Origin of the sequence: Luteibacter sp. UNCMF331Sha3.1 (assembly GCF_900109915.1) — a bacterium.
Classification (GTDB): domain Bacteria; phylum Pseudomonadota; class Gammaproteobacteria; order Xanthomonadales; family Rhodanobacteraceae; genus Luteibacter.
In genome coordinates this window covers 747657-767920 of record NZ_FOBU01000001.1, presented here as the reverse complement: position 1 = coordinate 767920, position 20264 = coordinate 747657, and the positions used below count along the sequence as shown (strand labels likewise).

At 67.3% G+C, this 20264-nt stretch carries 17 protein-coding genes; 7 read left to right on the top strand and 10 right to left on the bottom strand.

The features are described 5' to 3' along the window. Positions 1-2 precede the first annotated feature (2 nt). Together BMX32_RS03390 and BMX32_RS03385 are read right to left on the bottom strand one after the other, a co-directional pair. Complete coding sequence (locus tag BMX32_RS03390) at positions 3-788, bottom strand: ABC transporter ATP-binding protein (RefSeq protein ID WP_029213458.1); 786 nt, start codon at positions 786-788, stop codon at positions 3-5. Next, positions 785-1927, bottom strand: coding sequence for an MlaE family ABC transporter permease (locus BMX32_RS03385; protein WP_089974451.1), 1143 nt, complete (start codon positions 1925-1927; stop codon positions 785-787). Before BMX32_RS03385 ends, BMX32_RS03390 begins: the two co-directional genes overlap by 4 nt. A gap of 155 nt (positions 1928-2082) precedes the next feature. Between BMX32_RS03385 and gcvT the strand changes: the two genes are divergently transcribed. Then, positions 2083-3189: a glycine cleavage system aminomethyltransferase GcvT gene (gcvT, locus tag BMX32_RS03380; RefSeq protein WP_029213460.1), complete on the top strand. Its 1107-nt coding sequence runs from the start codon at positions 2083-2085 to the stop codon at positions 3187-3189. A gap of 66 nt (positions 3190-3255) precedes the next feature. On the opposite strand, the gene BMX32_RS03375 is transcribed toward gcvT, so the two are convergent. Further along, a complete protein-coding gene (locus BMX32_RS03375; RefSeq protein ID WP_170843548.1) occupies positions 3256-4404 on the bottom strand; it encodes a DUF3103 family protein in 1149 nt (382 codons plus the stop codon). A gap of 289 nt (positions 4405-4693) precedes the next feature. On the opposite strand from BMX32_RS03375, the gene gcvH reads away from it, so the two are divergent. The 3 genes from gcvH to BMX32_RS03360 all read left to right on the top strand — a co-directional run bounded on the left by gcvH (position 4694) and on the right by BMX32_RS03360 (position 7467). Continuing rightward, complete coding sequence (gene gcvH, locus BMX32_RS03370) at positions 4694-5089, top strand: glycine cleavage system protein GcvH (protein WP_089974448.1); 396 nt, start codon at positions 4694-4696, stop codon at positions 5087-5089. Between the two features lie 430 nt (positions 5090-5519). Next, positions 5520-6158 (top strand): met regulon transcriptional regulator MetJ, encoded by a 639-nt coding sequence (metJ, locus tag BMX32_RS18995; protein ID WP_089974445.1) that lies wholly within the window; start codon positions 5520-5522, stop codon positions 6156-6158. A gap of 274 nt (positions 6159-6432) precedes the next feature. Continuing rightward, the gene (locus tag BMX32_RS03360) at positions 6433-7467 is read left to right on the top strand and encodes an energy transducer TonB (protein ID WP_029213463.1); all 1035 of its coding nucleotides are present in this window, start codon (positions 6433-6435) and stop codon (positions 7465-7467) included. A 70-nt stretch (positions 7468-7537) separates the two neighbouring features. On the opposite strand, the gene BMX32_RS03355 is transcribed toward BMX32_RS03360, so the two are convergent. After that, positions 7538-8896 carry a serine hydrolase domain-containing protein gene (locus tag BMX32_RS03355; RefSeq protein ID WP_089974443.1) on the bottom strand — a complete coding sequence of 453 codons (1359 nt, stop codon included), beginning with the start codon at positions 8894-8896 and terminating at the stop codon, positions 7538-7540. 212 nt (positions 8897-9108) lie between these two features. Between BMX32_RS03355 and BMX32_RS03350 the strand changes: the two genes are divergently transcribed. Continuing rightward, positions 9109-10392, top strand: a complete 1284-nt coding sequence (locus tag BMX32_RS03350) for an NTP/NDP exchange transporter (RefSeq protein ID WP_244511394.1) — start codon at positions 9109-9111, stop codon at positions 10390-10392. On the opposite strand, the gene BMX32_RS03345 is transcribed toward BMX32_RS03350, so the two are convergent. From BMX32_RS03345 to mtgA, 3 genes are read right to left on the bottom strand one after another with little or no spacing between them, the layout of a single operon-like run. Continuing rightward, complete coding sequence (locus BMX32_RS03345) at positions 10389-10817, bottom strand: CBS domain-containing protein (protein ID WP_029213466.1); 429 nt, start codon at positions 10815-10817, stop codon at positions 10389-10391. The genes BMX32_RS03350 and BMX32_RS03345 overlap by 4 nt on opposite strands. Before the next feature lie 47 nt (positions 10818-10864). Next, entirely contained in the window at positions 10865-11836 is a 972-nt protein-coding gene (locus BMX32_RS03340; protein ID WP_089974441.1) for a glycosyltransferase family 2 protein, read from the bottom strand. Between the two features lie 8 nt (positions 11837-11844). After that, the gene (mtgA, locus tag BMX32_RS03335; RefSeq protein WP_089974439.1) at positions 11845-12585 is read right to left on the bottom strand and encodes a monofunctional biosynthetic peptidoglycan transglycosylase; all 741 of its coding nucleotides are present in this window, start codon (positions 12583-12585) and stop codon (positions 11845-11847) included. Between the two features lie 107 nt (positions 12586-12692). Here mtgA and BMX32_RS03330 point away from each other — a divergent pair, with 107 nt between their 5' ends. Next, positions 12693-13643: an Hsp33 family molecular chaperone HslO gene (locus tag BMX32_RS03330; protein ID WP_280140810.1), complete on the top strand. Its 951-nt coding sequence runs from the start codon at positions 12693-12695 to the stop codon at positions 13641-13643. Positions 13644-13688: 45 nt separating this feature from the next. Here the strand turns inward: BMX32_RS03330 and BMX32_RS03325 are convergent, their stop codons facing one another. Continuing rightward, positions 13689-16526, bottom strand: coding sequence for a bifunctional diguanylate cyclase/phosphodiesterase (locus BMX32_RS03325; protein WP_244511392.1), 2838 nt, complete (start codon positions 16524-16526; stop codon positions 13689-13691). Positions 16527-16834: 308 nt separating this feature from the next. Here BMX32_RS03325 and BMX32_RS03320 point away from each other — a divergent pair, with 308 nt between their 5' ends. Continuing rightward, positions 16835-17770, top strand: a complete 936-nt coding sequence (locus tag BMX32_RS03320) for a hypothetical protein (protein WP_089974435.1) — start codon at positions 16835-16837, stop codon at positions 17768-17770. Positions 17771-17863: 93 nt separating this feature from the next. On the opposite strand, the gene BMX32_RS03315 is transcribed toward BMX32_RS03320, so the two are convergent. Together BMX32_RS03315 and BMX32_RS03310 are read right to left on the bottom strand one after the other, a co-directional pair. After that, entirely contained in the window at positions 17864-18061 is a 198-nt protein-coding gene (locus BMX32_RS03315; RefSeq protein ID WP_029213472.1) for a YbdD/YjiX family protein, read from the bottom strand. A 10-nt stretch (positions 18062-18071) separates the two neighbouring features. Further along, complete coding sequence (locus BMX32_RS03310; RefSeq protein ID WP_029213473.1) at positions 18072-20144, bottom strand: carbon starvation CstA family protein; 2073 nt, start codon at positions 20142-20144, stop codon at positions 18072-18074. Positions 20145-20264: the final 120 nt, after the last annotated feature.

Genomic DNA, 20264 nt, shown 5'->3' with positions numbered 1-20264 from the left:
GGTTACTCCCGTGCCGCGTGGGCGGCGGCGGTGGCCGCGCGACCGCGCGGTCCGTTGAAATAGGCCTGTACCCAGGCGTCGTCGGTCTTCGCCACTTCGTCGATCGGCGCGGCGGCGAGCACGCGGCGCTGCGAGAGCACCGCGACGCGGTCGCAGGTGGAATACAGCGTGTCGAGGTCGTGGGTCACGAGGAACACGGTGAGCCCGAGCGCGTTGCGCAGCGTGACGAGCAGGCTGTCGAACGCCGCGGCGCTGATCGGGTCGAGGCCGGCCGTCGGCTCGTCGAGGAAGAGGATCTCCGGATCGAGTGCCAGCGCGCGTGCCAGGGCGGCGCGCTTGATCATTCCGCCCGAGAGTTGCGAGGGGTACTTCCGTCCGGAGTCGACCGGCAATCCCGCCAGCGCCAGCTTCACGCCGGCAAGCCGTTGCGCGTCGGCACGCGGGAGGCCGGCGTGTTCGACGAGAGGCAGGGCGATGTTTTCCGCCACCGTCAGCGACGAGAAGAGCGCCCCGCTCTGGAACAGCACGCCGAAGCGTCGCTCCACTTGCGAGCGGCGCTCATCGGACAGCGACAGGAGGTCCTGCCCGAACACGCGCACCTCGCCCGCGACGGGTCGGACCAGACCGATGATCGTCCGCAGCAGCACCGACTTGCCGGTGCCCGAGCCGCCGACGATCCCGATGATCTCGCCGCGGTAGACGTCGAGGTCGAGGTTCTCGTGCACGGTCTGCGTGCCGAAGCGATTGACGAGGCCACGGACCTCGATGACCGTTTCGCGCGCGCTCACCAGCCCATCTCCATATAGAAGAGGGCGGCGGTGGCATCGAGCAGGATCACGACGAAGATCGACTGGACCACCGCCGAGGTCGTGTGCTCGCCCACCGACTGCGCGCTGCCGGACACCTTGAACCCCTCCATGCAGCCGATCACGGCGATCATGAAGGCGAAGGGCGGCGCCTTCGCGATGCCCACATAGAAATGAGTGATCGGAATGTCCGTCTGGAACATGGTCAGGAACATCGACGGCGAGATGTTCAGCGCCAGCAGGCAGACCACGCCGCCGCCGACGATGCCGGAGATCATCGCGATGAACGTCAGCAGCGGCAATGCGATGAGCAGGGCGAGTACGCGCGGCAGCACGAGCAGTTCGATCGGATCGAGGCCGAGGGTGCGGATCGCGTCGATCTCTTCGCGCGCCTTCATCGAGCCGATCTGCGCCGTGAACGCGCTGGCCGTCCGGCCGGCCAGAAGAATGGACGTCAGCAGCACGCCGAATTCGCGCAGGAACGCGATGCCCACCAGGTCGACGGTGAACAGGCTCGCGCCGTAGGCGGCCAGCGCGGTGGAACCGAGGAAGGCCACCACGCAGCCGACCATGAACGACAGCAGGGCCAGGATGGGCACAGCGTCGAGGCCCGTCTGCTCGATGTGCGAGGTCAGCGACGTCACGCGCCAGCGATTCGGACGCAACGCATTGGTGAAGAAGCCCTGCAGCGTGATGCCGATGAAGGCGAGCAGTTTGAGCGTCTGCTTCCAGAAGCCTTCCATCGCCCGGCCGATACGTTCGAGCATGACCACGAAGCCGGCGTCGCGCGGTCGCTTGATGCCCTTGCAGTAGGTGTCGATCGCGTCGCCGACCGTCTTCAGCAGGGCGCGCCGCGCAGGGGGCAGGGATTCGTCCTGCGCCAGCGACTGGGTGCGGGCGCTGCCGAGCAGCTCGGCCACCACGAACGCTCCCGAGGTATCCATGGCGCCGAGACCGGTCGTATCGACGACCGTGGCGGCGTCGACCGCCCCGGCCAGCTCGTTGGCGCGGCGCTGGAGCGCCTCGTAATGTGGCAGGGTCCAGTCGCCCGCCAGTGCGAGGCGCGGGCCACCCGGGTCTCGGGTGAGCGTGGCGGTACCGGGTGCCGATCCAGTCGTCATGGGCGGAGAGGCTAACAGGACTCGACGGCTAAATCGTGGATGGGATTGGCGCCGGGGAGGCGCCGGCGCGTTGCTGCACCCGCGCTTGGACGCGGGGCCCCTCGGGCCCGATAATGCAAGGTTGATCCCACCGCCATCCCCTGCAAGGTAAGACGATGACCGACAAGACCGAACTCAACGCCACTCACCGCGAACTTGGCGCCCGCATGGTCGACTTCGGCGGCTGGGACATGCCCATCGCCTACGGGTCGCAGATCGAAGAGCACCACGCCGTCCGCAAGGGCGCCGGCATGTTCGACGTGTCGCACATGACCGTGGTGGACCTCACCGGTGAACGCACGCGCGACTTTCTGCGCAAGCTGGTCGCCAACAACGTCGACAAGCTGGCCAAGCCTGGCAAGGCGCTCTACACGTGCATGCTCAACGAGCGTGGCGGCGTGGTCGACGATCTCATCGTCTACTTCCTCCGCGAGGACTTCTTCCGCCTCGTGGTGAACGCCGCCACCCGCGTGAACGACCTGGCCTGGATCGAGAAGCACGCCGGCGAGTTCGGCGTGTCGGTGCGCGAACGTCCGGAGTTCGGCATGATCGCCGTGCAGGGTCCGACGGCCCGCGAGACGCTGATCGGACTGCTGCCCGAAGACGTCCGGGAGAAAGCGGGCAAGCTCGGCAAGTTCGCGGCGATCGAGATCGAAGGCCCGAACGGCATGCCCCTGTTCCTGGCACGCACCGGCTATACGGGTGAGGACGGTTTCGAGGTCGTGGTGCCGAACAGCCGCGTGGTCGAACTGTGGAAGCTGTTGCACGAGGCCGGCGTCGCGCCGGCGGGCCTCGGTGCCCGCGACACGCTCCGTCTGGAAGCGGGCATGAACCTTTACGGCCAGGACATGGACGAGTCGGTCACGCCGTGGGAAGCCGCGCTCGCCTGGACGATCTCGCTCGACGAGGGCCGCGACTTCATCGGCCGCGCGGCGCTCGAGCAGCAGAAGGCCACGGGCGTGCCGCGCACGATGGTGGGGCTGGTGATGGACGAGAAGGGTGTGCTGCGTCACGGGCAGAAGGTGCTGACCGCGGCGGGCGAGGGCGAGATCCTCTCGGGCGGTTTCGCGCCGACGCTCGGCAAGTCCGTCGCATTCGCGCGCGTGCCGGTCGGTGAGTTGGGCGACGTGCGCGTCGACATCCGTGGCAAGGCCGTCCCGGTGCGCGTGGTGAAGTTCCCCTTCGTGCGTGACGGGCAGCCGATGCCGGGTATCGTCGACTGAGGGATTGCGTCTCTCTATATATAGAAGAGGGGGCGGTCTTTCGACCGCCCCCTTTTTTTCCCAACCTTACTTCACCTTGTGCGCTTCCAGAACCATCTCGGCGTTTCTCGCGGCGCCGACGAGTGGCTTGGTCTCGGTGCCGTAATTGCCGCCCCGCTCGATGACGTAGAACGAGTCCACGTAGTCGTCATCATTGGTGGTAGCACTCTGCGGCATGGCCTCGATGATCTTCGCGCCGATCTTCGAGACGCCGGCGATCAGTACGGCTGCCGGGGCGCCGGGCGAGACGAGCGTCGACACATCGCCGACCGCATTGGCGAGTGTGGCACCGAGGTTCTTGAAGTCGGTGTTGCCATCCGACTCGTAGAACTGCACGTTCACGTAGTTGGTGCCGTAATTGGTCCAGTTGATCAGGTCCTGTCCGGGGGTGTACCAGGTCTTGTCCCTGTCCAGCCAGTTCATGTCCTTCGTGATCACCTGCGCCTTGCCGTCGGGGCCAACGCCGGAGACGATCGCGTAGATCTCGGCGTCGCCCTGGATGTCGGGTTCCTTGTCATCGGCGAGGCGGATCGCCTTCAGCAACGTGAGGTCTTCCGCGCCACTCTTCGAGAGGGCACCGGGCGCCATGGACCTCTGAAGGCCTTTCGTGCGAAGCGTCTCGTTCACCACGGCCATGCCGGCCTGTACGGCCGCCGGGCTGTCCGACTCCACCACGAGCATCGGGATGTCCGGTACCGCGTCGACCGCATAGCGATGTTCCCGCCCGTTCGTGTCGTAGGCCAGCACCTGTTCCTCACCCGTTGCCGGGTCGCGGCCGATCGCCGCCGTCCAGACGTCGCGAAGGCTGGCGGGCGTCACCGAGGCATCCAACCCGTGCAGCCGCAGACCCAGGAGCGAACCGATCCGGCCGTCGAGACCGCGAAGGCGGATGGCCTCGCGGTCGAGGTCGCGCAGCTCATCCGTCATGTCGACACGCGCCATCGTGTCGGCATCCTGAGCGTACTCACGAAGGGCGTCCGCCAGCGACACCCGCCCCTTCGTCATGTGCTCGCGCAGCGCCGCATCGAAGGTGGGGTCGTTGATCATCATCGCGACCTGGCGGGCCGCATCCTCGCGGACGTCGCCGACGGAGCGCGTCTCGCCGGCCATGGCGGGCGACGAGAGGGCCAGCGCGAGCGCGGCACCGATGACCGTCGTCTTGAGATTCCTCTTCATTCTTGTCTCTCCTGATGCGTGGGAGGGTTGCGGGTAACCCCGCATGGAAGCGTCGGCCTCTGGCTCGATGGGGGAAGGCCAGGACCGATACGGCGTCAGGATCTGCCCGCCGTGAATACAAATTAGTGGGCATGCGGAGCCTCATCTGTCGGCGAAGGACCAAAGTCATGTCGGTGCCCTCGCGCCGTGTGCCGGTCGTCACGCAACCCGGCGCTTCCCCGGACCGCCCGGATAAGTACAATTGATCGACCCACCATCCGCACACGTCCGAAGACAACGAGGCAAACCCATGAACGATATCCCCGGCGATCTGAAATTTGCGAAGTCCCACGAGTGGGCTCGCGTCGAAGAGGACGGCACGGTCACGGTTGGCATTTCCGACCATGCCCAGAGCTCCCTCGGCGATCTGGTCTACGTCGAGCTGCCGGAAGTCGGCGCGACGCCGAAGCAGGGCGATGGCGTTGCCGTCGTCGAATCGGTGAAGGCGGCGTCCGACATTTACACGCCGGTGTCCGGCGAAGTGATCGAGGTAAACACCGCGCTGAGCGACAAGCCGGAAACGATCAACGAAGACGCGTTCGGCCGTGGCTGGATCTTCAAACTGAAGATCTCCGACAAGGCGGAGCTCGACGAACTTTTGACGCCCGACGACTACGCCCAGGTGGCGGAGAACGACGACCACTGATCCGCTTCGCAGGCTCGGAATCGATGCCGGTCGTCCGCGACCGGCATTTTTTTGTCCGTTCGGAGGGTCCGGCGGAAATTTTTTTTTGCCCTCAGTCGAACTCCGTTCATCCCCCGAATCGGGGTCGTCGGCGGTCCGTCGCGGACGCGGCGCGGCGATGGCGCGACGACGCGCGCGTTGGCCGAGTATTTTTTCTCTGCGACGAAAATGCCTTTATTTAAGGCATTTGCTGTACCGATTTTCCATCGCGGTGTGATCGCATGTCCGCGGAAAATCATTCGCTGCGATTAATGGAAGTGGCTGGAGCGGGGCTCGACGAGGGTGCGAGCGTCGCGCTCGCGGTCCGCAACGTCTTCAATTTAGAGCCAAAATTTATTGACAGCGGAAATGTTCAGGAATAGCTTTTGCGTCAATTGACGGGGAACCGGAAATGGAAACAGGAAATTTCATCAGGCCGTATGTGGAGCATGGTTCGAAAGCGGGTTCGGTTCGCAAGATCACAGTCTCGATTCCGCTGCATGTTCTCCGCCTGCTTTCCGATGAACGCACACGCCGCCAGGTGAACAATTTGAGGCACGCGACGAACAGCGATCTGCTGGTTGAAGCGTTCCTCCACGCTTTTACTGGGCAACCACTGCCAACTGATGAGGAGCTGAGAAGAACTATGGCCACTGCCAAGAAAGCCACTGCCAAGAAGTCCGCCGCCAAGAAGGCGTCGAAGAAGTCGACCGTGAAGAAGACCGCCGCGCGCAAGTCGCCGGCGAAGAAGGCCTCGACCCGCAAGGTCGCGACCAAGAAGGCTGCAACCCGCAAGTCGCCGGCCAAGAAGGCGGCTGCGAAGAAGTCCGTCCGTAAGGCGCCGGCCCGCAAGGTCGCTGCCAAGAAGGCGGTGAAGAAGGCCGTCAAGAAGGCGTCCGCGAAGAAGACCGTCCGCAAGACCGCCACGCGCAAGGCTGCACCGCGCAAGGCCGCGTCGAAGAAGGTCGCCGCTGCCAAGGTCGTTCGCGCGACCAAGGCCGCCAAGGCACCGAAGGCTGTCCGCGCACCGAAGGCCGTCAAGGCCAAGTAAGCGTCACCTTCCAATAAGAAAGTCGTTTTGCGAATTAGCTCCCCGCGGTGCCCAGCGCGGGGAGTCACTTCGAAAACTTGACCCCGGCCTGGCCGGGGTTGTTCGTTTAAGGGGGACCGGTTCGCGGCCCGGAAAACGTCCTAGACGCCTCGGCTGGATTCACGCCGCCATTACGGTTACCTTGTCGCCACATCGCGCTGCGGGGGACGGGGGGTCTCTCCGCATCATTCCAGTCTGGGGGCGCGCGCCTTTGCGGAGTCCGTTTCGAACCGCCATGGATACTCGTCATCGTTTCAGCGCCCGCCCTAAGATGCGCGGCGCGATCAGTCCCGTTACCGTCGCCGTGGTCGCCATCGTCCTGGCGCTCGCTGTCGCGGCGTGGTTCCTCATCATCAAGCCCTACCGCGATGCCGGCGCCGGTACGACGCCGGTCGCCAACGGTGCGCCCAAGGCGACGACGACTCGCGAGGCGCCGCCGGCGAACGTCGACGCGCTGAGCGTCGACCAGCTGCTTTCCGAAGCGCGCACGGCCATGAACGAACAGCGGCTGGTCGCGCCGGCCGGCAACAACGCCTTCGAGTTCTACATGAAGGCGTTGCAGAAACAGCCCGGTAACCCGGTGGCCGCCGACGCGTTGCGCGAAACGTTCTCCTATGGCGCCGCCGCCACGGAGCAGACGATCAACCAGCGCGATTTCGCCGAAGCCCAGCGCGAGATCGATCTGCTCGCCAAGGCGGATCCCGAGAACTACACCCTGACGATCCTGCGCTCGAAGCTGGATGCGCAGCGCAAGACGCTGGACCGCGAACAGCAGCAGGCGGTCGACGCGCAGAAGGCCCAGCAGCTCGCCCAGCAGAACGCCGCCACCGCGGCACGTCAGCAGGCCGAGCAGGCCGCCGCCGCGGAAGCGCAGCGGCTGCAGGCCGCGCGCGAGCAGGCCGCCCGCGTCGCGCAACAGCCTCAGGCACCGGCGACGAACGCCCCGGCCGCCACGCGCCCGGCAGCGCCTGCCGCGCGTGCCGCGACATCCGATGCGATCAGCGAGGCGGTGCTCGTCCGTCAGGTGAGCCCGCGCTATCCGACTGCGGCGATGCGTGCGAACCAGGAAGGATGGGTCGACGTGGAATTCGCCGTCGGCGCCGATGGCGCGGTCGGCAACGTCACGGTGGTCGACTCGCAGCCAAAGCACGTGTTCGACCGCTCCGCGATCGACGCGGTCAGCCGCTGGGAATACAAGCCGGCCACGCGCAACGGCGAGCCCATGACGGTGACGCTGCGGCGACGGTTGCAGTTCAACCTCGGCAGATAACAAAACGGCCCCGCGAGGGGCCGTTTCTTTTTGGCTCGTCGCCCCGCGTTCGCCGGGATGACGGTGTCGATCAGGGTTTCGTTTTCTTCGCCGTCGACTTCTTCGCGGCCGTCTTCTTCGCCGGTGCTTTCGCCTTCGCCTTCGCCTTCGTCGTCGCGGCGGCCTTCGGCGCGGCGACCCGGGCGACCGGCGCGGCACGGACGGGGCCGTCGATGCCTGCCCAGTCCATGTGCGGCAGGCCGAGCAGGCTGTCGAAGACCATCGGCATCAGGCCGGCGGGCACCGGACCCGCGCCGTTCCACATCGTGACGACGCCGGCGTGGTACTTCGGGAAGAAGCCGATCATCGTGCGGTAACCCGACACGGCGCCCGCGTGGTAGACCAGATCTTCGTTCGCATAGCGGAACACGCGCCAGCCGAGCGCGTAATGCGCGTCGGTCACGCGCGCACGCCGCCAGGGCTGCGAACGCTCCTCGGACGGCGTGGATACCTCCGGTGCGTGCAGCACGTCGAGCAGCGGCGTGGGCAGCACGTCCGGCCGGCCGCCCATCTGCGCCATCAGCCACTGCTCCATGTCGCGGAGGCTGGCGTTCACGCCGGCGGCGGGGGCCACGCGGTAGTAGCTGTCGTTGGGCTCGTAGGGGATCCAGTTGTGCGGACCGCCACGGTGGGGGCGCGCCCAGCTCTTGCTGGCCTCGAGCGCGTCGCGGCCGTAGCTCGCGGTGGTCATGCCGAGCGGCGCGAAGATGCGGCGCTCGACCTGGCGGAAGAAGTAGTCGCCGGTCTGCGCGTAGATCACGTCGCCGATCATGCTGAAGGCGACGTTCTGATAGCCGTAGCAGGCGCCCACCTTGCACGAGAGGTCGACCTCGTCGAGCTTGCGCACGAGCTCCTCGTACGGCGCGTCGGCCTCGAGCATGGCGTCGTACGTATTGCGCGGCAGGCCGAGACGCTGCCCGAGGATGTCGCGCACCGTGGCCTGCTGCGCCGACTGGACGTCCTTGAGCTTGAAGTACGGCAGCGTGTCGACGAGCTTCGTGTCCCAGCTGAGGAACCCGGCGCGCACGAGCACGGCCGTGACGCCGGTGGCGAAGGCCTTCGATAGCGACGCGAGGCGGAACACGGTCTCGGGCGTCGCGGGCTCCTTCGTCTTCGCGTTCGCGTAGCCAATGGCGCGCTCGTACACCACCTTGTCGTCGACGATGATCGCGGTGACCAGCGCCGGGGCCGCGTCGCGGGCTTCCACCGCGTCGAGCCAGCGTTTGTAATTCTCGACCGTCGCCTTCACGCGGTCGGTCGGCAGTTTCTCGGCTTCCGGGTCCACGTGGACGACCGGCGGCTTCTGCGGCGGAACGGCGGCGAGGGCGAATGGCGCGGCGACGGTGCAGGCAAGCGCACACACGAGCAGGGAGGCGGAACGGAACGACATGCTTTTCTCGCGGGAACGAGGCGTGGGGACACGCCGCGAAAGATGGGAAGGCCGGGTCGTCCGGCAATCGTCACCGGCATTGTCATGCACTTCCACGCCCACGACAACGGATCGGGGCCTTGATGTCCCTGAACGGGTCCGGCAGCGCAGCTTCGCGGCGGCGCAGCAACGGCGTGCTAGGCTTGCGCCAACCCCAGCGGACGCCCCGGCCAGTGAACGAACCTGCAGACGCAGCCCAGCGGCGCGGGCCGACCCTCGTGCTCTCGGTCATCGGCTTCTTCCTCGTCCTGACCTCCTATTACGTGCTGCGCCCGGTGCGCGACCAGCTGGTCGGCGCCGCGGGTTCGTCGTCGCTGCCGATGTTCTACGCGATCGTCTTCGTCGTGATGCTGGCGCTGACGCCGGTATTCGGCTGGCTCGTATCGCGCTTCGCGCGGCGCAAGGTACTGCTGTGCAGTTACCTCTTCTTCGTGGCCTGCCTGGTGGCGTTCGTGCCCGCGTTCGTCGCGCAGGACCGCATCGGCGCGGTAGCCCTGGGCCAGGTCTTCTTCGTCTGGGTCAGCGTCTTCAACCTGTTCGTGGTTTCGCTCTTCTGGAGCCTGATGGCGGACGTCTTCAGCAGCACGGAGGCGCGCGTCGCGTTCCCGCTGATCGCGTTCGGCGGCATGGCGGGCGCGTTGCTCGGGCCCCTGCTGACGCGGCTGCTCGTGGTGCGGCTGGGCGTGCCGTCGATGCTGGTGGTATCCGCCGGCACGCTGGCGGTCGCGCTCGGCGCGTTGCTGGTCGTGTCCCGTCGCGTGGGCGCCAACGACCGGACGGACGGGGCGCCCCTGGGGGGCTCGATGATCGAGGGTGCGAAGGCGGCGGTCGCGCAGCCGTTCCTCCGCTACATGGCGCTGCTGATGCTGCTGAGCGACGGCATCGCGACCATGGCTTACGCGCTGATGGCCGACTACACGAAGGCGCGCTTCACCGACAACGCTCTGCGAACCGCGTTCTACGCGGATCTCGATCTGTGGATCAACGGTCTGGGCGCGGTGTTGCAGCTGACCGTCACGCCGCTGCTGATGCGCCGTTTCGGCACGCTCTGGGCGCTGGTGGTGCCGTCGGCCGTCAACGTCCTGCTGCTGTCCTGGCTCGCGATCCACGGCCCCGGTGCCGCGTCGCTGTTCGGCATCGCGGTGCCTGTCATCGTCGTCGTGCAGGTGGTGACACGAGGCATGACCTTCGGGATGGGCAAGCCGGCGTCGGACGCCCTCTACACGCGCATGCCGCGCGAAGCGCGGTACAAGGGCAAGAACTTCATCGAGACGACCGTGTGGCGCTTCGGCGACCTGCTCGTCACGAGCGGCCTCTATGGCCTGCACGCCATCGGCGTGGGCATCGCCGGTATCGGCCTGATCTGCGCGGGGCTCGCCGCCGTCGCCACGGACGTGGCCCGGCGCGCGGCGACCTCGCCCGACCTGGAGCCGGAAAGCGACGAACGCCGCGCCTAGCCCGTGATGTATTGCTCGAGCTGGCTGATCGTCAGCTGCTGTTCCTGGATCGTCGCCTTCACCAGGTCGCCGATCGACACCATGCCGACCACCCGTTGGGCATCGAGCACCGGGAGGTGGCGCAGGCGCCCATCGGTGCACAGGCGCATGCACTCGTCGACGGTGGCATCGAGGGCGACGGAAATGACGCTCGACGTCATGATCTCGGCCACCCGCGTATCGCGCGACGAGCGATTCTGCAGGATGACCTTGCGGGCGTAATCGCGCTCGGAAACGATGCCGACGAGTTCGCTGCCCTTCATGACCGCCAGCGCGCCGACGTTCTTCTCGGACATCTGCTGGATCGCTTCGAAGACGCTCGCGTCCTCGGCGACCGAATAGACGGCACGGCCCTTCGTTTCAAGGAGTTGTCTGACCTGCTGCATGCCTCGACTCCCGGGATGGGTGCGGCCGCCGCCGCGGTGAGGACAGTCTACCGCTGGCCCGGAGGCGCCGGGTAACGATCAGGTGAAGGACGGGCACCGGCGCGGTCGTCCACGTAGTAGAGGGGGCGCCGCTTCGACTCGGCATAGGTGCGGCCGACGTATTCTCCGATCACGCCCAGCGCCAGCAACTGGGCGCCGCCCAGGAACAGGATCACCACCATCAGGGTGGGGTAGCCACGCACGGGGTCGCCCCAGATCAGCACCTTCAGCATCACCCAGAGGCCGTAGAGGAAGGCGAGCGTCGCGGCGGAGACGCCGACCCAGGTGGCGATGCGCAGCGGTGCGGTGGAGAACGACGTGATGCCTTCCACCGCGAGGTTGGTCAGGCGCCAGTAGTTCCACTTGGTGTCGCCGGCGTGCCGCGCGTCGCGATGGTACGTGATCGCGGTCTGTCGATAGCCTATCCAGGCGAACAGCCCTTTCATGAAGCGCTGGCGCTCGCGGAGCTGGCGCAGCGCATCCGCCGCACGGCGGGACAGCAGGCGGAAGTCGCCGGTGTCGCGTGGCATCGGGGTATCGGACAGGCGCTCCATCACGCGGTAGAACGCCGCGGAGGTGAATTTCTTGGTCCGCGATTCGCCGTCGCGTTCGCCGCGTGTGGCGTAGACCACGTCGAAGCCTTCCTGCCAGCGCGCGACCAGTGCCGGGATGAGTTCGGGCGGATCCTGCAGGTCGATGTCGATGACCACCACGGCGTCGGCATCCGCGGCGTCGAGGCCGGCCGTCATCGCGGCTTCCTTGCCGAAGTTGCGCGAGAGCCGCAGCGCCTCGACACGCGGGTCGCGCGCGGCGATGGCGCGCAGCGTCGTCCACGTGCCGTCGTGGCTGCCGTCGTCGACATAGATGATCCGCGACGTGGCATCGAGTCCGTCCAGCACCGCGCCGAGGCGCGCATGGAACGTCTCCGCCACGGCGGTCTCGTTGTACGCGGGCACGACGATGGCGAGGGAGTAGGACATGGCGGGCCTCAGCGCACCCGGCCGGAGACGGGCGCCGGTCGGGAAAGATAGGCGGGGCCGCCGAGCTGCACGACCTGCCGGGCGATCCATGCGGTGCGGCGCTGCACGTAGGCGCTCGGCGCATCGACGCGGAAGCGGCGCGGATTCGGCAGCACGGCGGCGAGACGCGCGGACTGCGTCGCATCGAGTCGGTCGGGTGTGCCGCGGTAGAACGCGTCGGCCGCGGCGCCCACGCCGTACACGCCGTTACCGAGCTCCACCGTATTCATGTACACCTCGAGGATGCGCTGCTTCGGCCAGAGCGTTTCGATGAGCACCGTGAACCAGGCTTCAAGGCCCTTGCGGACGAAACTGCGACCGTTCCAGAGGAAAAGGTTCTTCGCCACTTGCTGGCTGATCGTGCTGGCACCGCGCAGGCGCTTGCCTTCGTCGGCCGCGTCGATGGCATCCTGGATCGCATCGACATCGAAGCCGTGGTGGTACGGGAATTTCTGGTCCTCGCCCGCCACCATCGCGATGCCCACCTGGGGCGAAATGCGCCCCCATGGAACCCAGCGGTGCCGAAGCGTGAAATCGTGCTCACCCGTCACCCATGCCTCCACGCGACGCTCCATCATCATCGCGCTGGTCCACGGCGGGATGAAACGGAAGGCGAACACGACGACGCACGACAGGGCCAGCCAGGCCACGACGAGCAGGCACGCGATGCGGACGATCCGGCGAAGGGGCGAGCGATGCGTCGGGATCATGGCGGCGCGCTGGCGGAGGATGGCGCAGTATAAGGGGCACTGGCCTCCGTGGGCTTGTCGCTGTCCGGGCGCGACCCCATCTGCCGTTGGATCACCAGGAGAATGCCGTGACCGATTCGATCGTCGATACCCTCGTGTCCGAGGACGTGCTCTATCGCTTCATGCTCGAGAAAGCGGGCATGCGCGGCGTGCTCGTCCGGCTCGGCGCCAGCTGGCACGAGATCGCCTCGCGAGCGGACTACCCATCGGCCCTGCGCACGACGCTGGGTCAGGCGGTCGCCGCGAGCGCGCTGCTCACCGGCAACATCAAGTTCGATGGCGCGCTCTCGCTGGAGTACAAGAGCCAGGGCGCGCTGCGCCTGCTCTTCGCCGAATGCACGGACAAGGGTCGCGTGCGCGGCATCGCGCGCCACGACGAAAACGAGCCCGGCGCACTGGCCGATCACGTCGATCTCGCGGCGGCCCCGGAGCCGTTGCTCGCCATCACGATCGGTCAGGCCGACCGGGGCCGTTACCAGGGCATCGTCGACCTCTCGCCGCCGTCGGACGCGTCGCTGCCGCCGCCGTCGCTCGCGCAGGCGCTCGAAGGCTACTTCGAGCGGTCGGAGCAGCTGCCCGCGCGCATCATGCTCGCCGCCGACGGCCAGCACGCGGTGGGCCTGATGGTGCAGCCGGTGCCGGGCGAGGGCGGTCACAGCGCCGTCGAGGACGACGACGACGCCTGGGAGCGCGTGGGTCACCTGCTGGCGACGCTCAGCGACAAGGAGATGCTCTCCACGCGTCCGGAAGAACTGCTCTACCGGCTCTTCCACGAGGAGACGGTGCGGCTCTACGAGCCGCGCTCGCTGGCGTTCGGCTGCACCTGCTCGCAGGAGCGCGTGGAAGGCATGCTGCGCGCGCTCGGCCGCCCGGAAGTCGAGGCGGCGCTGGACGAGCGCGACGGCGAGATCGAGGTGGTGTGCGAATTCTGCGCCACGCGCTACACGTTCGATCGCGTGGACGCCGAGCGCCTGCTCACACAGGTCGAGACGCCGCCGTCCCCGTCGACGCTGCAGTGAAGGATCGGGTGGGAGCCGGCAGGCCGGCTCCCACCGCATCACGCATCACGCATCCAGCGACAACGGCGCCCCGAGCCACTTGCTCGCGGGCTGCGGCTGCGCGAACAGGAAGCCCTGACCGAACCGGCAACCGATGCGACGCAGGGCGCGCATCTGCGATTCCGTCTCGATGCCTTCGGCGATCACCTGCATGCGCAGCGAATCCGCGAGCGCCTGGATCGCGCGCACCACTGCGGTGCTGTGTGCGTCGGTGTCTTCCGCGGGCAGCTCGATCACGAACGAGCGATCGATCTTAAGCGTCTCGATCGGGTACTGGTGCAGGTAGCTCAGCGATGAGTAGCCCGTGCCGAAATCGTCCAGAGCGATGCCCACGCCGTGGTCGCGGAGGTTCTCGAGGATCCGCTTCACCTGGGCGGGGTTCTCGAGCAGCGCACGCTCGGTGACCTCGACGCGGATCGATCGGGCCGGCACGCGATGTTCCGCGAGCAGGTCGAGAAGGCGCTGATCGAGGTCCGGCGAGCGGAAATGGCTGCCCGAGACGTTGATGCTGATGAAGCCCTCGTCGCCCACCAGCGCACGCGCCTGGCGGATCACCTGGTCGAAGATCTGCCAGTCGATGGCTTCCGAGCAGCCGGTGTCTTCGGCCACGGCGAGGAATTCGCCCGGCGGCAGCAGGCCGCGTTCTGGGTGGCGCCAGCGCAGCAGTGCTTCGTAGCCGACGACGCGAGTGTCTTCGAGATCCACGATCGGCTGATAGAAAGGAACGAACTCGTTGCGCGTGAGCGCGCGGCGCAGGTCGCCTTCCAGTTCGAGCAGCGAAAGGGCCTCGCGACGTAGGCGATCGTCGAAGACGGCCGCGCGATGGCGGCCTTCGTCCTTCGCCCGGTACATGGCCGAGTCGGCGTCGCGGAGGAGTTCTTCCGGACGCGTGTACTCGGGCGTCGGCAACGCGATGCCGATGGACGCGGACGTGAAGATCTCCTTCGCGCCGAGGCGGAAGGGGGTCTGCAACTGCGCGATGATGCGCTCGGCGATGTGCGTCGCGGCCTGCGGGTCGACGATGCCCTCGACGAGCACGGCGAATTCGTCGCCGCCGAGGCGCGCCACGACGTCGCGCGTCTTCAGGCAGGCGCGGATGCGACCGCCCACCTGGAACAACAGGTCGTCGCCGACGAGGTGGCCCACCGAATCGTTGATCACCTTGAACCGGTCGAGGTCGATGAACAGCACCGCGAACAGGTCGCCCGGGTTCTCGCGGTAGTGGTTCAGCGCCTGCTCCAGACGCTGCAGCAACAGCGTGCGGTTCGGCAGGCCGGTGAGCGAATCGTGCAGGGTTTCGTATTTGAGGCGGCGCTCGACCCGCTCGCGCTCCGCGATCTGCTCGCGCAGGTCGCGGTTGGCCAGCGCCAGGGCGCGGGTGCGTTCCGTGACACGGCGTTCGAGGCTGGCGTAGGCCTGCTTCAGCGATTCGGTCGTGTACTTGCGCTGCAGCGCGTTGGCGATGTGGTAACTGACGAAGGTCAGCAGTTCCTGGTCGCGTGCGCTGTACGTGTGCTCGGGCGTGTAGCTCTGCACCGCGAGCACGCCCATCGACTTCTCGTTCCAGATCAGCGGCACGCCGAGCCAGTGCAGCGAGCGCGCACCCGAGGTCGACAGCACCTGGTCGCGATTGAGGCGATCGATCTCGTCGCGGTCGGCCAGCAGCGCCTTGCCGTTGCGCAGCACGTACTCGGTGAGGCCACGGCCGAGTTCGCGGGGCTCGCGCACGCCATCGAGTTCGTCGACGGAGTAGGGGAAGGTCAGCTTGTTCTGGTCTTCCGAAAGCAGCGCGATATAGAAATTGCGTGCGTAGAGCAGGCCACCGATCACGCGATGGACCGCGGCATAGAAGTTTTCGATGCTGTCCGACGTGTTCGCCAGTTCCGCGATACGGAACAGCGCCGCCTGCAGGCGCTCGCCCCGCTGGCGCTGCAGGACCTGCTGGCGCAGCACGCGGTTGGCTTCGCGCAATGCCGCCGTGCGCGTGGTGACGCGACGTTCCAGTTCCTCGTGTGCCTGGCGGCGCTCCAGCGCCGTCTGCACGTGCTGCGCCACGTAGGTGAGCAGGTCGCGATCGTTCTCGGTGTAGCGGGTGTCGTCGCGGTAGCTCTGCACCACCAGCGCGCCGACGACGTCGTCGCCGCGCTTCATGGGCACGCCGAGCCAGTCGTCGCTGGGCGGACCGATCGGCACGCGCGGGCCGGGCAGGTTCTTCTCGAGTTCGCTGCTCGCGCCCATCATCGCGCGACCACTCTGCAGCACGTGCCAGGTCAGCGTGTTCTCGATCGCTTCGATCGCGCGCACGCCTTCCGGATCCGGGATGTCCTGGTCTTCGGTGTCCACGAAGTACGGGAAGCGAACCGTGCGGTTCTGCGCGTCGTACAGCACGATGAAGAAATTCTCGGCGTACATGAGGCTGCCCACGATGCCGTGGAGCGCGCTCATCATGTCCTTCATGTTGTGCTCGGCACCGGCCTGCTCCGCGATCGCGTAGAGGGCGCGCTGAAGACGTTCCGCCAGGGCGAGGCGCGAGATGGCCTCGTAGAGGTTCGCCGTTTCCGCCAGCTGCCGAAGACGGGCGGCGGCGAGGCGGCCGACCCAGGCGAGCAGGTCGGCGGACGCCCGCAGTTCGCCGTCCGCGGCGCGGACGTCGATGTAGCGCTCGTTTTGTGGATCGATCGCCAGTTCCAGCGCGCCGGCCGGCGCAGACTCGGAAGCAGGCCGCCACGTCACGGTGGCATCGGCGACGAGGCAATGGACGAAGGCCTCGCAATCCACCCGCACGGACTCGGCGTCCGCGGCGCGCAGGAGGCGTTCGACAGCCGCCTGCAAGGGCTCAGCCACAGCGGAACCGGGAGCCTGCAGGGTCGGGCTTTGGGATGGAGCGAAGGTCATCGCCTGACTAAGGTTCCGGTCGTGGTCGGTTCAGTCTATATGCGTTGCGGCGGCCGCGCGATGGGGCGCCGTGGCGCGGTTCCGGGGGCCGTCGCCCCCCGGCGGCGACCCTTCATGGTCATAAACGGCAGGCAGGCTGTTTCCTTAAGGGCCCCTCCCCGGGGTGTTAGTAAAAAGTAAAACGGCGTATACTCGGGTCGTTCCCGTCAGGCTGAGGCGGGACGCGGGGAAACTCAGCCGTCACAGACGAACCCTCCATGCGCCGATCTGTCCTGACCATGCTTCTGTTGATGCCGCTCGCCGCGGCAGGACAGGTCGCGCCGGTCGGACAGGACGCCACGGCGTCGCGCCTTCTGGGTGGCGATGCGGGTTCTCGCGGTGCGATTCCCGTCTGGCTCGCGCCGGATGGCCGCGCCCTTTCCCTGCAGGCCGACGACCGCGCCGACACCACCCAGCCGCTGGCGCCTCAGGCGGTGACCGCGGGTCCGGCGCTGACCAGCGGCCTCCAGTACGACATCGGCCCCCGCGTCCAGGCACACGCCACTGTCAGCGGTCAGGGCTGGATCAATTCGGCCGAATCCTGCGCGAGCGGGAGCAAGGGCGATCGTTGCAGTGCGCCTGGCGCGCCGCCGCGCATCGTCGGCAGCGAAGTGGGCGCCACGTATCGCGGCGCCGGCTACAGCGTCGGCCTCGGCGTGGGTTCCAGCCGTCCGACCGGCACGGGCGCGGCACTTCCCCGGGTCCTGCCGGGGCTGACCACGGCGTCCGGGCTCCCGGTCAACGCCCTGTCGTCGTCCACCGAACTCAACGCCCACGGCCGCGTCGATCTCGGCGCCCGTAGCGGCATCGACCTCGGCGCGAGCATCGGCCGTATCCGCCTGCTGCCGGGCAACCTCCTCGGGATCGGTACCGTCGACCAGAAGGCGCTGAGCTTCGGCGTCGATCGCGGTCCGCTGTCGGGTCTGATCACGGGCCGCACCATGCAGCCCGAGGCTACCGCGGTGAACGGTCTCAATCCGGACCGCCGCTGGAGCGCCATCGACCTCGGCGTCACCTGGCGCCTGCCGTGGCGCGGCGAACTCTCGGTCGGTGCGCAGAACGTCTGGTCGTCGGGCAACGCCCCGACCGGCCCGGTCGGTCCCGAGCCGGACCAGTCGCGCACGCCGTACGTGCAGTACCACCAGGATCTCTGATCGTTCACGATCCTCGGTGAGGGGTGGGAGCCAGCCTGCTGGCGATGGGTGCTCGTCGCAAGCTCCCATCGCCAGCAGGCTGGCTCCCACCAGTCAACAACAGCGCCCGCCCGTTCCCCGATACCTCGCTTCCTGCCGTTCCCGGAAGAACTCCCCGTAGCTGGGCACCTTCCGTTCCGGGTGGTGCTCGCGCAGGTGTTTCACGTAGACATCGTAATCGGGTACGCCGCAGCACAGCCGGGCGGTCTGTACCGCCCAGCGCCAGATCGAACGGGTATGGGTGATGGCCATGCCGCGTTCCTCAGCCCACGCTCGACAGCGCGACGTACGGTTCTTCCTGTGCGGTGGGATGGTTGGCCTTCCACGCGCGGACGATGGACCGCAGCGAGAAGAACAGCATCGTCAGCACCAGCAGCATGAACAGGCCGGTCAGCACCATGTCCACGCGGTTGTTGACGATGATCCGCTGCATTTCCTCCGCGGTCTTCGCCGGTGCCAGCAGCTTGCCGCTGGCCGCGGCATCCGCGTATTTCTGCGCGGCGGCGGTAAAGCTGATCTTCGCATCGAAGAGTTTCTGCCAGCCGGCGGTCAGCGTGCAGATCACCAGCCACGCGGCCGGGACCGCCGGCACGAGCACGTAACGCTCGCGCTTCAGCTTCACGGTGACGACCGTCGCCAGCATCAGGGCGATCGCCGCGAGCATCTGGTTCGCGATACCGAACAGGGGCCACAGGGTGTTGATGCCGCCCAGCGGATCCACGGCGCCCTGATAGAGGAAATAACCCCACAGCCCGACGCAGATCACCGTGGCCACCACGTTGCCCAGCCACGATTCGGTCTGCTTCAGCGGTGCCCATGCCATGCCCGCCAGTTCCTGGATCATGAAGCGCCCCACCCGGGTGCCCGCGTCGACCGTGGTCAGGATGAACAGGGCTTCGAAGAGGATGGCGTAGTGGTACCAGAGCGCCGTCATGCCTTCGCCGGGCATGATCCCGTGCAGCAGCTGCGCCATGCCGACCGCCAGGGTGGGGGCGCCGCCGGCACGACCGAGGATCGTTCCCTCACCGATGTCGCGTGCGGTCTGCGTCAGCTCCGCGGGCGTGACCAGGAAGCCCCAGCTGCTGATCGTCGCCGCCGCCTGCTCGGCGGTGGTCCCGACGAGCGCGCCGGGCGAGTTCATCGCGAAGTAGACGCCCGGATGCAGCGAGGCGGCGGCGATCAGCGCCATGATCGCGACGAAGGCTTCCATCAGCATGCCGCCGTAACCGACGAGGCGCGCCTCGCCCTCGTTGGCGAGCAGCTTCGGTGTGGTGCCGGAGGCGATGATCGAATGCCAGCCCGAGACCGCGCCGCAGGCGATGGTGATGAACAGGAACGGGAACAGGTTGCCCGCAAAGACCGGGCCCGTGCCATCGACGAACTTCGTGATCGCCGGCATCTGCAGCGTCGGCGCGGCAAGGAAGATGGCGAGCGCCAGGAGGGCGATGGTGCCGATCTTCAGGAACGTGGACAGGTAATCGCGCGGTGCCAGCAGCAGCCACACGGGCAGCACGGAGGCGAAGAACCCGTAGCCGATGAGCAGCCACGCCAGCGCCTTGGCATCGAAGTCGAAAAGGACCGAGAGTGTCGGCGAGTCGTTGACCGCCTTGCCGTACCAGATGGAAGCCAGCAACAGGACAAGGCCGATGATCGACACCTCGAGGATCTTTCCGGGCCGGATGTAGCGCAGGTACACGCCCATCAGCAGCGCGATCGGAATCGTGGCCGCCACGGTGAAGGTGCCCCAGGGGCTGTGCGTCAGGGCCTTGACCACGACCAGTGCGAGCACCGCCAGCACGATCATCATCAGGACCAGCACACCGACCATGGCGATCACCCCGGGCACCTCGCCCAGCTCGGCGCGCAGCATGTGCCCGAGCGAGCGACCGTCCCTGCGCAGCGACAGGCCCAGGATCATGAAATCCTGCACCGCGCCGGCGAATACCACGCCGACGAGGATCCAGAGCGTGCCGGGCAGGTAGCCCATCTGCGCCGCGAGCACGGGGCCGACGAGCGGCCCGGCGCCGGCGATGGCGGCGAAGTGGTGGCCGAAGACCACCCATCGGTCGGTGGGCACGTAATCGAGCCCGTCGTTGCGCAGCACCGAGGGCGTCGCGCGTGTCGGGTCGAGCTGAAGCACACGCGTCGCGATCATGCGGCTATAGAAGCGATAGCCGATCAGGAACACCGCGATCGACGCGGTGACCAGCCAGATCGCGTTGATCGGCTCGCCGCGTCGCAGGGCGACGACGCCGAGGCACCACGCGCCGACGATGGCGATGGCAGCCCACAGGATCTTGCCTGCGGGACTGGGTTTCGGGATGGCGCTGTTCATGGCTTGGAGCTCCCCGTGCGGATGGCCCAAGGGTCGTCCCCGTCGCTTCGGGGGTCAATCGCCATGCGGGGTTTCACGTATTAGCCATTGGTCGAATGGCCGCGCCGTGGCGCGCGTGCA